The organism is Streptomyces sp. NPDC048644 (genome assembly GCF_043199105.1).
GTDB lineage: Bacteria > Actinomycetota > Actinomycetes > Streptomycetales > Streptomycetaceae > Streptomyces.
This window is the reverse complement of the sequence record NZ_JBICVO010000008.1, coordinates 139,237-154,196: the sequence shown is the minus strand read 5'-3', so window position 1 is coordinate 154,196 and position 14,960 is coordinate 139,237. Positions and strand designations below refer to the sequence as shown.

Below are 14,960 nucleotides of genomic sequence, written 5' to 3'. Positions count from 1 at the left end.
GGGCGGTGTCATGTGCGGACCCTCCACTCGGTGGGGCGGTGAGTGGAGGAAACGTACACTTCAGGGTTGGCTTCCCGCCTCCTAGGGTCAACCCCCTGGGCGAGGCGCCGACCCCACTTCCTCGCGGCCCCGCCCTCTCCCCTCCTCGGCGCAGCTGGAAGGTATGGCCCATGGCTGTCGACTATGCGGTGATCGTCCTCTATTTGGCGGGAATGCTGGCCATGGGCTGGTGGGGGATGCGCCGCGCCAAGTCCAAGAGCGACTTCCTTGTCGCCGGGCGGCGCCTCGGGCCCGCGATGTACTCGGGCACCATGGCGGCGATCGTGCTCGGCGGCGCGTCCACCATCGGCGGCGTCGGACTCGGGTACCAACACGGCCTGTCGGGTGCGTGGATGGTGTTCACCATCGGCCTGGGGCTGCTGGCGCTGAGCCTGTTGTTCTCCGCCCGTATCGCCAGGCTCAAGGTCTACACGGTCTCCGAGATGCTCGATCTGCGGTACGGCGGCGTGGCCGGGATCATCTCCGGCGTCGTCATGTGGGCGTACACCTTGATGCTGGCCGTGACCTCGACGATTGCCTACGCGACCATCTTCGACGTGCTGTTCGGGCTGGACCGTACGGTGTCGATCGTCCTCGGCGGCGTGATCGTCGTCGGGTACTCCACGCTCGGCGGCATGTGGTCGATCACGCTCACCGACATGGTGCAGTTCGTCGTCAAGACGATCGGGGTGCTGCTGATCCTGCTGCCCGTCGCGGTCGTCAAGGCGGGCGGGTTCGCCGCGATGAAGGCGCAGTTGCCCGGCGACTACTTCGCGCCGCTGGGCATCGGTGGCGGCACCGTCTTCACGTACGTGCTGATCTATTCGTTCGGCATGCTGATCGGGCAGGACATCTGGCAGCGGGTGTTCACCGCGCGCGGCGACCGGGTGGCGCGCCTGGGAGGAACCGCGGCCGGTACGTACTGCCTGCTCTACGCGCTGGCCGGAGCGGTCATCGGCACGGCGGCCAAGGTGCTCCACCCGCACCTGGGAAGCCCGGACGACGCCTTCGCCACGATCGTGCGGGACGCGCTGCCGGTCGGCGTGCGGGGACTGGTGCTGGCGGCGGCGCTGTCCGCGGTGATGTCGACGTCGTCGGGTGCGCTGATCGCCTGCGCGACGGTGGCCAACAACGACATCTGGGCGCGGCTGCGGCGCGGCGTGGGACGCGGGCGGGCACCGGTCGACGGCACCGGATCCGGTGCCGGTCAGGCCGCGGAGGGGACGCACGACGAGGTCCGGGGCAACCGGGTCTTCATCCTGCTGATGGGGGTCGCGGTCATCGGCCTCGCCTGTGCGCTCAACGACGTCGTCGAGGCGCTGACGCTCGCCTACAACGTGCTGGTCGGCGGCCTGCTGGTGCCCATTCTGGGCGGGTTGCTCTGGAAGCGCGGCACCGCGGCGGGCGCGCTCGCGGCGGTGGCCGCCGGCGGGCTGACGGTGATCGGCTCGATGGCCGCGCTTGGCGTGCTCGCCAACGAGCCGATCTGCTACGGGCTTTCGGCCTCGCTGCTGGCGTACGTCGTGGTCAGCCTGGCCGGTGAGCCGACGGACGCGGCGGTGCTGGCCGCCTGGCGCGCCCGGCTGGCGGGCACGCCGGAGGCCGCCGGGGCGCCGGAACGGCAGGCGGTGGCGGCCGGAGCCGGCGCACCCGGGCGTGCGGAGGCGGCTGCGGTCCCGTCGGCTCCCGGCGCCACCACCACTCCGCCTTCGGAACGGGCCTGACCGGCCTGCCTTCACGCCCACCCACCTGTCTCTCCCCCCGACGAAGGGCACATGTACTCATGAGCACCACCCCTCCCGCACCGCATCAGCACCGGCGTACCGGCGGCGACCTGGTGGTGGAGTCGCTGGCCGCGCTGGGCGCCGAAACCGTCTTCGGTCTTCCGGGGCAGCACGCACTCGGGGTCTTCGACGCGCTGCGCCGCTCCGCGCTGCGCTACGTCGGGCTGCGGGTGGAGAACAACGCGGGCTTCGCCGCGGACGCCTACGCCCGGACCACGCGCGGGGTGGCCCCGCTCCTGGTCTCCACCGGGCCGGGGGCGCTGATGACGCTGGCGGCGCTCCAGGAGGCGGCGGCCGGGTCGGCGGCCGTGCTGGCGATCGGCAGCCAGGTGCCGCGGGCCGGTCTCGGCGGTGGCCGGCACGGCTATCTGCACGAACTGACCGACCAGAGCGCCGTGTTCCGGGGCGTGGTCAAGTCCGTGCACACGGTGCGGACCGCCGCACAGATCCCGTCGGCGGTGGCTGCCGCGTGGGAGTCCGCGCTGAGCGTCCCGCACGGGCCGGTGTGGCTGGAGATTCCGCAGGACGTGCTGCTGGCGCCGGCCGACGTCCCGCCGGTGGCCGGACTGCCGGTCCGTCCGAAGGCGGCGGCGCCGCGCCCGGAGGTGATCGCGGAGGCGGCGGAGCGGCTGACCCGGGCACGGCGGCCGGTGATCCTGGCCGGCGGAGGCGTCGTACGGGCCGGGGCGGAGGCGGAACTGCTGGCGCTCGCCGAGCTGTTGGGGGCGCCGGTGGCCTCGACGTTCGGCGGGAAGGGCGCCTTCCCGTGGGAGCACCCGCTGTCGCTGCGCTCCTGGATGGAGGACCGCTACACCACCGACTTCCTGGAGGACGCGGACACGCTCCTGGTCGTCGGCTCGGGTCTGGGCGAACTCTCGTCGAACTACCACACGTTCCGGCCGCGCGGCGGTGTCGTGCAGGTCGAGGCGGACCTCGGGAAGCTGGAGGCCAACCACGCGGCGCTGGGCATCCATGCCGACGCCGGGCTCGCCCTGCGTGCGCTGGTGGACGCGGTACGGGAGCGGCAGGGGCAGGCGTGCGGAGCGGGGGAGTGGCAGGCGGAGGATGCCGTCGCCGGCCTGCTGGCGCGGGTCCAGGAACGGATCGACGGGCAGCGACTCGGCCTGGAACAGCGGGTGCTGGCCGCTGTGCGGGACGCGCTGCCCGATGACGCGGTCAGTTGCTGGGACATGACGATCCTGGCGTACTGGGCCTGGTCCGCCTTCGATCCGCGCCGGACGAACGCGCTGCACTCGGCGCAGGGCGCGGGCGGCCTGGGCTACGGCTTCCCCGCCGCGCTCGGCGCCGCCGTCGCGGACCCCGCGCGGCCGGTGCTCGCGGTGTCGGGGGACGGCGGCGCGATGTACTCGGTCGCCGAACTCGCCACCGCCCGCCAGTACGACCTGCCGGTCACCTGGCTGATCGTGGACGACGGCGGCTACGGCATCCTGCGCGCGTACATGACGGACGCGTTCGGCGAGGCCACCGCCACCGAGCTGGCCCGCCCTGACTTCGTCGCGCTCGCCGAGTCCTTCGGCGTCCCGGCGGTCCGTACGAGCCCGGAACGGCTGCGTACGGACCTGGCGGCGGCGCTCGCCGCACCCGGGCCGCGGGTCGTCGTCCTCCCGGCCCGGCTGCGGATGTTCGCGCCGACGCATCTCACACCGGCTTCTGGCACGCCGACGCCTCTTACGGAGCGGTCGCCGGATGCGGAAGAGCCCCGGGGGACGACGGAGCGGTAGGGGATGGGGAGGCGGCAGGGGCCGGGGAGGCGGCCGGGGTCGTACGGAGGCCGGCCGCCGCTGCTCCGCCCACCCGTCCCTGCAACAGCCGGGACAGGGAGGCGTGGACGTCGTCGACGGAGCGGTGCGGCTGGAACGCCTGCCAGTCCAGGGCGGCCACCAGGACCATGCCGAAGAGGGCGGACGCGGTCAGCGGTATGTCGATGTCGTCGCTGAGTTCACCGGCGTCGACGCCGTCCCGCAGGACGGATTCGACGACGGCGAGCGCCCGGCCGCGCACCGACTTCAAGGTGGCGCGCCAGGTGCGGTTGGTGCGCCAGAGCTCGGCGACGTAGAGCTGGGTGAGGGACGGGGATCCCGCGATGAAGTCGAGGCCCGCCCTGACCATCGCGTCCAGCGCGTCGATCCGGGTGCCGCCGCGCTGTGACGTGGTGTCGGCGGCGTGCCGCAGGGAGGCGGCGAGGAGGTCGATGCCGTCCCGCAGGAGTTCTTCGAAGAGGTCGTTCTTGCTGGTGAAGTTGTAGTAGACGGTGCCCTTCGCGACGCCGGCGCGGTCGGCGATCTCGTCCACGGTCGTGGCGGAGAAGCCCTGTTCGGCGATGAGGGTGACCGCGGCGTCGAAGAGCTTGCGGCGAGTGCCCGCACGCCGGGCGGCCCGGGAGCCGGCCGCGGGGGCGGTGCCGTGCGGGGGGCCGGCCGGGTCGCCGGGCCCGGCCGCCGGGGCGGTGCCGATCGTGGCACCGCCCCGGCCGCCCGTGAGGTCGGTCGTCACAGGCTGAGTTCCGGATGCAGGTCCTTCATCCGGACGACCTGCCGGCCGCGCGCCGTCAGCGCGGTGAGCGCCAGCGCGCCGACGGCGAAGACCGCCAGGACGATGCTGCCCTGCCAGACGATGGCCAGATCGCCGCCGGTGATGAGCCGCCGCAGGCCGTCGACGACGTAACTCATCGGCAGGAACGGGTGGATGGCGGCGAAGAAGCCGGGGCTGGTCTGCACCGGGTACGTGCCGCCCGCCGAGGTCAGCTGGAGCATCAGGATGACCAGGGTGAGCACCCGGCCCGCCGGGCCGAATACCGCGCTCAGCAGCTGGATGATGGCGGTGAAGCAGGCGGTGGCCAGCAGCAGATAGCCGACCGTGGCGCCCGCTCGGGCCATTTCCAGGCCGAGGCCCCAGTGGAGCACCGCCATCAGCGCCAGCACCTGGGTGACGCCGATCGCGAAGGCCGGCAGCCAGGAGCCGATGGCTATCCGCCAGCCGGGTGCGCCGGCGGCCAGGGCACGCTTGCTCAGCGGCTGGAACAGCATGAAGGCGACCATCGCGCCGACCCAGAGGGAGAGCGGGATGAAGTAAGGGGCGAGCCCCGTACCGTAGTTGGGCGCCTTGTGCATCGCCTTGGAGGCCAGCTCGACCGGGTCGGACATGACGTCGGTACGCGCGTCCCGGTCCTTCTTGTCGTAGTCCGGGATCTTGGCGACGCCGCTGTTCAGGCCGTCGGCCAGCTGGTTGGAGCCGTCCTTGAGCTTGTAGATGCCGCCGTTGAGGGAGACCGCGCCGTCCTCCAGCTTGCCGAGGCCGCTGCCGAGCTGGTCGGTGCCGTCCTTGGCGTCGCCGATGCCGCGGTGGACCTGGCCGGCGCCGTCGGCGAGGTCGCCCGCGCCGCCCGCCAGCTTGCCGCTGCCGTCGGCGATCTTGCCGCTGCCGTCGGCGAGCGCGCCGAGTCCGGTGACGAACTGGTCGGCGCCGTCGGCCACCTGGTGGGCACCGGCGTTCAGCTTGTTGAGCTGCGCTATCTGCCCGTCGGCGTTCTTCGCGATGGCCGGGACCTGCTCGGCGACCATCACCGCGCCCTGGTGTATCTCGCGCAGCTTGTCGCGGGAGGAGTCCAGGTCGATGCGGGAGAGGGCGTTGTCGACCTTCTCGATGGCATCGACGGCCGCCGCCGTACCGGCCGCGACACCCTTCTGTTCCGCGCAGCTGGAGTCGGTGGCGGTACCGCCGCAGTTCTTCTGATAGAGGGCTGCCGCGTCATCGGCGGCCTTGCGCGCCTTGGCCAGCGACTGCGAGGAGTTGCCGCGCAGGGTACCCAGGTCGTGGTCGAGGGCCTGGGTGAGGTCGGCGACGAACTGGGCGCTGTCGGCGATCTCCTGGCTGTGCTTCTTGAGGTAGGGCAGGTCCTTCTTGGCCAGGCCCTGGACCTTGGTGACCAACTCCTGCGTGCCGTCCGCGACCTGGCCCGCGCCCTTGCTGAGCGCACGGGCCTTGGCCTGTGCATCGGTGACGCCGCTGTGCAGGTCGCCGGCGCCCTTGCTGAGCTGCCCCGCCTTGTCGTGCAGGGTGTCAGCGCCGTCGCTGACCTTGCCCGAGCCGTCGTTCAGCTCGCCGAGGCCGCCCGACAGCTTGCCGGTGCTGTCCTTGGCGGTGCCGAGGCCGTCGGCGAGCTTGCCCGCGCCCTTCTTGGCGTCGCCGAGCCCGTCGTCCAGCTTGCCGGCACCGTCCGCCGCCTTCTCCGTCTGGTCGTGCAGGTCGGAGAAGGACACGAAGATCTTGTCGAGGAACTGCCGGGAGGACTTCGCCGACGTCTTGGCGCGGATCTCCGAGAAGACCGTTTTGGAGATCGAGCCGACGATGTAGCTGTTGGCGTCGTTCGTACGGACCTGGAGCGCGCCGGTCTGCGGGTCGTCACCGCCACTGGAGGCGATGCGCTTGCTGAAGTCCGATGGCACGGTCAGCGAGAGGTAGTACGTGCCGTCCTCGACGCCCTTGGCCGCCTCGGACGAGCTGACCTCCTGCCAGTCGAAGGTGTTGCTGTCCCGGACGCTCTTGGCGAGCTGGGTGCCCGCGTCCAGCTGCTTGCCGTCGGCCTTCGCACCCTTGTCGTCGTTGACGAGCGCGACCGGGATCTTGTCGAGCCGGCTGTAGGGATCCCAGAAGGACCACAGGTAGAGGGCTCCGTAGAGCAGGGGGATCAGCGTGAGGGCGATGATGCCGAGCCGGGGGAGCTTGCCCCGGCCGAAGCGCCTCAGCTCAAGCGCGGCCAGTTTCGGCGAACGCATCCGCTGTGTCCTCCTCGTGGGTGTCGGCCGGGCCGTGCGGGCCGGCGGCGGTCGTGGGGTCGGTGGCCGCTTCGCGCGCGGGAGCGTCCTGGGCCGTCGTGCGGACGATCAGCGCATCGCCGGGGGCGTCGCTGCCCGCGGCCACGACGGTGATGCCGGCCCGCGCGAGGTCGCGCAACAGCTGCCAGGCCAGGTCGCGTTCGGCCGCGGAGAGCTTGAGGTCGACGTCGTCGACGGCGAGCAGATGCGGGTCGTGCAGCACGCCGAGCGCGACGGACAGCCGCAGTGCTTCGATCCGTTCGAGGTCACGGACGGCGGTGCGCAGCCCCTTGGGCAGGGTCTCGGGGTCGAGCCCCGCGGTCGCGAGCGCGGCCTCGATCCGGGCCCGGCGGGCTTCCTTGTGGCCCCGGCTCCAGGGGAGCGCGAGCGGCGAACCCTTGAGGCGGCGGCCCAACAGGGCGGCCTCCTTGAGGTGTTCGGCGACGGTGAGGGCCGGTTCGAGGTCGGCGACACCGGGCACATGGGCGATCGCGGTGCGGCTGCGCACCGTGCCCATCCGCTTCGGCAGCGGGAAGCCGGCGACCGTGGCGTGGCCTTCGGTGATCCGCATCCGGCCGGTGAGCGCGAGCAGGAGGCAGGTGCGGCCGGAGCCCGAAGGGCCCTGTACGGCGATCAGTTCGCCCGGTTCCGCGGAGATGTCGACACCTCTGAAGGCCCATCCGCGTGGGCCCTCGACTCCGATTCCCCTGGCGATGACCGCCGCCCCCTGACGGGTGGTGTCCACTGCCCCTCCTTTGTTCTGACTGGTCAGTCTAAAAGTTTGCCGTATGGATGGCCCTGTTGGCAATCGGAGGCACCAGGTCTGGCGGAGCTGCTGCGTCCGGCGGCATCCCGGCCTAATCTCGCCCTGACCTCGCGGCGACACCGCGAGGTTCCAGAGCAAGTCCGTGCCGGGGCAGCCGCGGTGCGGGCCGCGCACGGACGACGGAGAGCGATGACTCACTCGGCACACCACCCTGCGGAGCCGCCGGCCCAGCATGCCGACGGCCGGCCCGCCCGCCGCCGGAACCCCCGGCCGCACCGACTGGTCTCCCCGCTCCTCGCGGGGGCACTGGTCGCCGCCCTGTCCCCCGCCTCGGCGCACGCCGCGACGGACCCGGGAAGCGCCCCGCAACCACCACCCGCCGCGAACGCACCGTGCGCCAAGGGCGGCGGCTGGACGGCGACTTCCCCCCGCATCGACCCCGACGACAGCCATCACGCCTTCGTCGGCAACGGCTACCTCGGCCAGCGGGTACCACCCAACGGCACCGGCTACGCCGCACCCGGAGGAGAGACCGGCTGGCCGCTGAAGACCCCGGAGTACGACGGCTCGTTCGTCTCGGGGCTCTACGCCAAGGGCCCCGAGAACGTCGAAGGCCGGCAAGCCATCGCGGCGATCCCCACCTGGACCACCCTCGACGTCGCCACCGGTGGCGCACACGCCGAGACCTTCTCCTCGGCGACCGCCCCCGGACGGATCTCCCACTACCGCCAGACACTCCACCTGCGCTGCGGATTCGTCCGCACCTCCCTGACCTGGACCGCCGCCGACGGCCGCGCCACCGACCTGGTCTACGACGTACTCGCCGACCGCACCGACGCGCACACCGGCGCCGTGCGGCTGCGGATGACGCCCCACTGGAGCGGCACCGCCACGGTCACCGACGTACTCGACGGACGCGGCGCCCGCCGGATGAAGGCCGCCGGCACCCCGGCACCATCCGGCGGCGGCACCATGGACGTCGCCTTCCGCACCGACGGCACGAAGACCGAGGGTGCCGTCGCCTCGACCCTGCGTCCGGGGCACGGGGTGCACCCCCGCCCCGTCCGGCAGCCGAAGCAGGCGTCCGGCCTGACCAACCGGCAGAAGGTGACCTTTCCCGTCCGCAGTGGCCGCTCGTACCGGCTGACCAAGTACGTCGGCGTGGACACCGCCCTCACCTCCCGCACCCCGCGGGCCGCCGCGGACGCCGCCTCCCGGCGGGCCGCGGGACGCGGCTGGGACACGCTCTTCGCCCGGCACACCGCCGCCTGGCAGAAGCTGTGGCGCAGCGACATCGAGGTCAACGGGCGGCCCGACCTCCAGTCGTGGGTGCGCTCGGCGCAGTACGGGCTGCTGTCCAGCACCCGCGCCGGCAGCCGCAACAGCATCGGCCCGACCGGACTGACCAGCGACAACTACGCCGGCGAGGTCTTCTGGGACGCCGAGACCTGGATGTATCCGGGGCTGCTGGCGACCCACCCCGCGCTCGCCAGGTCGATCGTCGACTACCGCTACAAGACCCGCGCCGGGGCCCGCGCCAACGCCGAGAAGCTCGGCTACGACGGGCTGTTCTACGCCTGGACCAGCGGCAGCAAGGGCGACCTGTGGAACGAGTGCCACAGCTGGGATCCGCCGCACTGCAAGACCCAGAACCACCTGATGGGCGACATCTCCCTCGCCACCTGGCAGTACTACCTCGCCACCAAGGACACCGCCTGGCTGAAGGCGCGCGGCTGGCCGGTGCTCAAGGGCATCGCTGAATTCTGGGCCTCCCGGGCCACCCGCAACGCCGACGGCAGCTACTCCGTCAAGAACGTCGCCGGGCCCGATGAATACAGCAACGGTGTGGACGACGGCGTCTTCACCAACGCCGGCGCCGCCACCGCGCTGCGGCACGCCGCCCGCGTCGCCGAGATCCTCGGCGAGCGCGCCCCCGCCTCCTGGAAGACCATCGCCGACAAGCTCCGTATCCCCTACGACGCGAAGAACAAGGTCTTCCAGCAGTACGACGGCTACCGGGGCACCACCATCAAGCAGGCCGACACCGTGCTGCTGATGTACCCGCTGGAGTGGCCGATGCCCCAGGAGCGGGCCGCCGCCACCCTCGACTACTACGCCGCCCGCACCGACCCCGACGGCCCGGCCATGACCGACTCGGTGCACGCCATCGACGCGGCCGGCATCGGTGAGCCCGGCTGCTCGGCCTACACCTATCTCCTGCGCTCCATCAAGCCGTTCGTGCGCGGCCCCTTCGCGCAGTTCTCCGAGGCGCGGGGCGACAAGGCGGGTGCCGAGGATCCGCACGCAGGGAAGCCCGCCCAGGACTTCCTCACCGGCAAGGGCGGCTTCCTCCAGACCTTCACCCACGGTCTGACGGGACTGCGGCTGCGCGAGGACAGCGTGCATCTCGACCCGACGCTGCCGCCGCAGCTGTCCGAAGGCGTCACCCTGCGTGGGCTGCACTGGCAGGGCAGGACGTACGACGTGGCGATCGGCGCGGACCACACCACCGTGCGTCTCACGGCGGGCGAGCCGATGCGGATCGAGGCGCCGGAGGGCGACAGGGTGGTGAGCGCGAGCATGCCGGTGGTGCTCAAGACCCGCCGCCCCGACCTGACGCCGACGTCGAACGCCGCCCGCTGCACCCCGGCGAAGGCCACGTCCGAAGAGCCGGGCATGTACGCCGCCGCCGCGGTGGACGGCAACACGGCCACCGCCTGGGTGCCCGACGCCGCCACCGGCACGCTCACCGTCGACCTCGGCCGCGTCCTCCGCGTCGGCCAGGTCACCCCGCACTGGAACGCGACCGCGCCGAAGTCCTATGTCGTGCAGGTCTCGCGGGACGGCAGGCACTGGACCGGGACCGGCTACGCCGGCCGGACGCCGGCCCGCTACGTACGCGTCGTGGTGCACGGCGACGGGACACCGGCGGCCGACGGCACTCCGAAGAAGCATCCGGGGATCTCGGAGCTGACGGTCGACAAGGCCACCGGAAGCGGGCGCTGACCCGCCTCGCTGCCGGGAGTGCGGTGGCGGGTGCGGCCGGGGTGTCCACAGCCCCGGCCGCACCCGGCCGTTGCCCGCCCCGATGTCCGGCGGACGCCCCGGCCGTCCGGCGCCGTGCTCGGGGCCGTCGGCCGGGGGCCGCTCGTCCCCGCATAAGGAAGGGGAGGCCGTCGCGATGCAGCGCGGCGCCGCGGCGGCGGATGCGGGTGTTCCCGCGAGCAGGGCGACGGCGGCTGCTCCGGCGAGCGCCACCGCGAGGCGGCAGCAGGTCTGTGATGTCATGTCACTCAGCGTGACGGCTGCGGGCTCCGGTCTCGTCAGGGATCTCCCCAAGACCACCCGAATCCGCCCCTGAGGCCGGGTAAGGGGCGTCACCCGGTGGCCGCCGACCGTCCGGTGCCATTCCTTGCGCCACCCCCGATGCCACCCCGACGCGGCCCCGACACCTCCCCGACGGAACCCCCATTCGACCCCTCGAATTGTTACGACGGGATGAAAAACACACGTCGCGGTGTTGGAGTCTTCGATCAAGGGTCGAGGTGCGGGAGGCATCGGGTGACGGGGACGGATACGGCACGACAGGGCTGGACGCGGCGGTTGCTCCGCGACTGCCTGCACTACCGCAGGGACGTGCTGCTGGCGCTCGGCTCCTCGCTCGGCGGTATGGCCGTGATGGCGCTCGTCCCGCTCGTACCGAAGCTGATCATCGACGACGTGATCGTCAGCCACGACCGCCCGCTCGCCCCCTGGGCGACACTCATGATCGTCGCCGCTGTCGTCGTCTACGCCCTCACCTACGTACGGCGCTACTACGGCGGCCGGCTCGCCCTCGACGTGCAGCACAGCCTGCGCACCCGCATGTTCGGCTCGATCGCCCGGCTGGACGGCCGACGGCAGGACGAGCTGAGCACCGGCCAGGTCATCGGCCGCGCCACCAGCGACCTTCAGCTCATACAAGGGCTGCTGTTCATGACGCCCATGATGATCGGGAACGTCCTGCTGTTCGTGGTCTCCCTGGTCGTCATGGTGATCCTCTCCCCGCTGCTCACCGTCGTCGCGCTGGCGGTCGCCCCGGCCCTGTGGTTCATCGCCAAGCGCAGCCGCGACCGGCTCTTCCCCGCCACCTGGTACGCGCAGGGCCAGGCCGCCGCGGTGGCCGGTGTCGTGGACGGCGCGGTCTCCGGCGTCCGGGTCGTCAAGGGCTTCGGGCAGGAGGAGCAGGAGACCGGCAAGCTCAGGGAGGTCAGCCGCAGGCTGTTCGCCGGGCGGCTGCGCACCGTACGCCTCAACTCCGTCTACACCCCCGCCCTCCAGGCCGTCCCGGCTCTCGGCCAGGTCGCGATGCTCGCCCTGGGCGGCTGGATGGCCACCCGGGGGCAGGTCACCCTCGGCACCTTCGTCGCCTTCTCCACCTACCTCGCCCAGCTGGTCGGCCCGGTCCGGATGCTGGCCATGATGCTCACCATCGGCCAGCAGGCACGGGCCGGCGTCGAGCGGGTCTACGAACTGATCGACACCGAGCCGGTGATCGTGGAACGCGAGGACGCGCACGCGCTCCCCGCCGACGCCCCGGCGAGCGTCGAATTCGACGCGGTGACCTTCGGATACGGCCCGGCGACCGCCGACGGGACGCGGGCCGCGGGCGAGACCCCCGGCACCCAGCAGGCCGGAGCGGCAGGGCAGGAGAGCGCCCCCGCCCGGCCCGTTCTGGACGGCTTCTCGCTGCGCATCGCCCCCGGCGAGACCGTGGCCGTCGTCGGCAGCTCCGGCAGCGGCAAGTCCACCGTCTCGCTGCTGCTGCCCCGCTTCTACGACGTCTCCGCGGGCCGGGTGCTGGTCGGCGGCCACGACGTACGCGACCTCTCCCTGGAATCGCTGCGCGCCGTCATCGGCCTGGTCCCCGAGAGCAGCTTCCTGTTCTCCGACTCGGTGCGCGACAACATCGCCTACGGCCACCCCGAGGCCACCGACGAGCAGATCCGCACCGCCGCCCGCGCCGCCCAGGCCGACGGCTTCATCAGCGAACTGCCCGAGGGGTACGACACCAAGGTCGGCGAGCAGGGCATGACGCTCTCCGGCGGCCAGCGCCAGCGCGTCGCCCTGGCCCGCGCGATCCTCACCGACCCCAGGCTGCTGGTCCTGGACGACGCGACATCGGCGGTCGACGCCCGCGTCGAGCACGAGATCCACGAGGCGCTGCGCGGCGTGATGGCCGGCCGCACGACCCTGCTCATCGCGCACCGCGCGTCGACCCTGGCGCTCGCCGACCGGGTCGCCGTCCTGGACGGCGGCCGGCTGGTCGACATCGGCACCCAGGACGAGCTGGCCGGCCGCTGCGCGCTCTACCGCAGGCTGCTGACCGACCCGGATGAGCTGGGCGGCGTCGCCCACGACCCGGCGGGTGAGGCGGTGTCCGGCGCGTTCGGCGGCGAGTACGCGGCGTCCGGTCTCCTCACCCTCGACCCGGAGATCCCCGAGTCCGTCCCGGACACCGACCCCGACGTCCTGCACACCGACGACCCTGACGCCCCGCACTCCGCCCCCGACGGGGCCCGCGCCGGGACGGCGGGGATCACCCCCGAGCTGTGGGTCCGCCGCGACGAAGAGGCCGTGGCGGTCGCGGCGGGCACGGCGCAGGCCGCCGCTGCCGCGGGCCCCGGCATGGGTGCCGCGATGGCCGGGATGCCCGCCACCCCCGAGCTGCTCGCCCAGGTCGCGGCCCTCCCGCCGGCCACCGACACCCCGGACATCGACGAGCAGCGGGCCGCGCGCTCCGAGCGCTCCTACGGGCTGCGCCGCCTGCTGCACGGCTTCGGCAGGCCGCTGGGAATCGCCCTGGCGCTGGTGGCCGTGGACGCGCTGGGCGGTCTCCTCGTACCGATCCTGATCCGGCAGGGCATCGACGAGGGCGTACGCCGCGGGGTGCTGGCCGGGGTGTGGGCCGCGGCGGCCATCGCCCTCTTCGTCGTCCTCGCCCAGTGGGCCGCGCAGATCGGCTCCAACAGGATGACCGGACGCACCGGCGAGCGGGTCCTGTACTCGCTGCGCGTCAAGATTTTCGCGCAGCTCCAGCGCCTCGGCCTGGACTACTACGAGCGCGAGCTGACCGGCAAGATCATGACGCGGATGACCACCGACGTGGACGCCCTGTCGACGTTCCTCCAGACCGGCCTGGTCACCGCCGTCGTCTCCCTGCTGACCTTCTTCGGCATCCTCGTCGCGCTGCTGGTCATCGACGTGCAGCTGGCGCTGGTCGTCTTCGCCACGCTGCCGCCGCTGATCATCGGCACGTACTTCTTCCGCAAGCAGAGCGTCAAGGCGTACGAGCTGGCGCGCGAGCGGATCAGCGTCGTCAACGGCGACCTCCAGGAGAGCGTCGCGGGACTGCGCATCGTGCAGGCGTTCCGCCGCGAGGGCCTCGGCGCCGCCCGGTTCGCCGACCGCAGCCACGCCTACCGGCAGGCGCGGGTCCGCGGCCAGTTCCTGATATCGCTCTACTTCCCGTTCGTGCAGCTGCTGTCGTCCGTCGCCGCCGCCATGGTGCTCATCGTGGGCGCGGGGCGGGTCGGCGCCGGCACGCTCAGCGCGGGCGCGCTGGTCGCGTACCTCCTCTACATCGACCTGTTCTTCTCCCCGGTGCAGCAGCTCTCCCAGGTCTTCGACGGCTACCAGCAGGCATCCGTCTCGCTGGGCCGCATCCAGGAACTGCTGCGCGAGCCGACCACCACCCCGGCCCCCGAGCAGCCGCGCCCGGTGCCGGCCCTGCGCGGCGAGATCACCTTCGACGACGTCCACTTCCACTACGGCAATCAGGGCGAGGCGTCCGAACAGGCCCTGACCGGCGTCGATCTGGTCATACCCGCGGGCCAGACGGTCGCCTTCGTGGGGGAGACGGGCGCCGGCAAGTCCACCCTGGTCAAGCTGGTCGCCCGGTTCTACGACCCGACGTCGGGCGCGGTCCGCGCCGACGGCACCGACCTGCGCGAGCTGGACCTGACCGGCTACCGCCACCGCCTCGGCGTCGTCCCCCAGGAGTCCTACCTGTTCGCCGGAACGGTCCGGGACGCCATCGCCTACGGACGCCCGGACGCCACCGACGCCGAGGTGGAGGCCGCGGCGCGGGCGGTGGGCGCGCACGCGATGGTCGCCACCCTGGACGGCGGCTACCTCCACGAAGTCGCCGAGCGTGGCCGCAACCTCTCCGCGGGCCAGCGCCAGCTGCTCGCACTGGCCCGCGCCGAACTGGTCGACCCGGACGTGCTGTTGCTCGACGAGGCCACCGCGGCCCTGGACCTCGCGTCCGAAGCCGTCGTCAACCAGGCCACCGACCGTCTCGTGGGCCGCCGGACGACCCTGGTCGTCGCGCACCGCCTGACCACCGCGGCCCGCGCCGACCGGGTCGTGGTGATGGACCACGGCAGGGTCGCCGAGGACGGCACGCACACCGAACTCCTCGCCCGCGGCGGCCGTTACGCCGCCCTGTGGCGCAGCTTCACGGGCGAGGAGGAACCGGCCAAGGTGTGAGGCGCC

Annotated in this window: 7 protein-coding genes; 4 read left to right on the top strand and 3 right to left on the bottom strand. The window is 72.5% G+C overall.

The genetic code is table 11. The annotated features are described in order from the left end of the window. Window positions 1-170: 170 nt before the first annotated feature. The gene (locus ACGFNI_RS19850; protein ID WP_393685428.1) at window positions 171-1,763 is read left to right on the top strand and encodes a sodium:solute symporter; all 1,593 of its coding nucleotides are present in this window, start codon (window positions 171-173) and stop codon (window positions 1,761-1,763) included. Window positions 1,764-1,822: 59 nt separating this feature from the next. Next, window positions 1,823-3,565: a thiamine pyrophosphate-binding protein gene (locus ACGFNI_RS19845; protein ID WP_393685426.1), complete on the top strand. Its 1,743-nt coding sequence runs from the start codon at window positions 1,823-1,825 to the stop codon at window positions 3,563-3,565. On the opposite strand, the gene ACGFNI_RS19840 is transcribed toward ACGFNI_RS19845, so the two are convergent. The 3 genes from ACGFNI_RS19840 to ACGFNI_RS19830 are packed head-to-tail and all read right to left on the bottom strand — an operon-like array spanning window position 3,513 to window position 7,403. Beyond that, window positions 3,513-4,298: a TetR/AcrR family transcriptional regulator gene (locus ACGFNI_RS19840; RefSeq protein ID WP_393685897.1), complete on the bottom strand. Its 786-nt coding sequence runs from the start codon at window positions 4,296-4,298 to the stop codon at window positions 3,513-3,515. The genes ACGFNI_RS19845 and ACGFNI_RS19840 overlap by 53 nt on opposite strands. A gap of 35 nt (window positions 4,299-4,333) precedes the next feature. Further along, window positions 4,334-6,619 carry a YhgE/Pip family protein gene (locus ACGFNI_RS19835; RefSeq protein WP_393685425.1) on the bottom strand — a complete coding sequence of 762 codons (2,286 nt, stop codon included), beginning with the start codon at window positions 6,617-6,619 and terminating at the stop codon, window positions 4,334-4,336. Continuing rightward, a complete protein-coding gene (locus ACGFNI_RS19830) occupies window positions 6,591-7,403 on the bottom strand; it encodes an ATP-binding cassette domain-containing protein (RefSeq protein ID WP_393685423.1) in 813 nt (270 codons plus the stop codon). The genes ACGFNI_RS19835 and ACGFNI_RS19830 overlap by 29 nt, the downstream gene beginning before the upstream one ends. Before the next feature lie 210 nt (window positions 7,404-7,613). Between ACGFNI_RS19830 and ACGFNI_RS19825 the strand changes: the two genes are divergently transcribed. Together ACGFNI_RS19825 and ACGFNI_RS19820 are read left to right on the top strand one after the other, a co-directional pair. Next, window positions 7,614-10,430, top strand: coding sequence for a discoidin domain-containing protein (locus ACGFNI_RS19825; protein WP_393685422.1), 2,817 nt, complete (start codon window positions 7,614-7,616; stop codon window positions 10,428-10,430). A gap of 555 nt (window positions 10,431-10,985) precedes the next feature. Then, window positions 10,986-14,954, top strand: coding sequence for an ABC transporter ATP-binding protein (locus ACGFNI_RS19820; RefSeq protein ID WP_393685421.1), 3,969 nt, complete (start codon window positions 10,986-10,988; stop codon window positions 14,952-14,954). Window positions 14,955-14,960: the final 6 nt, after the last annotated feature.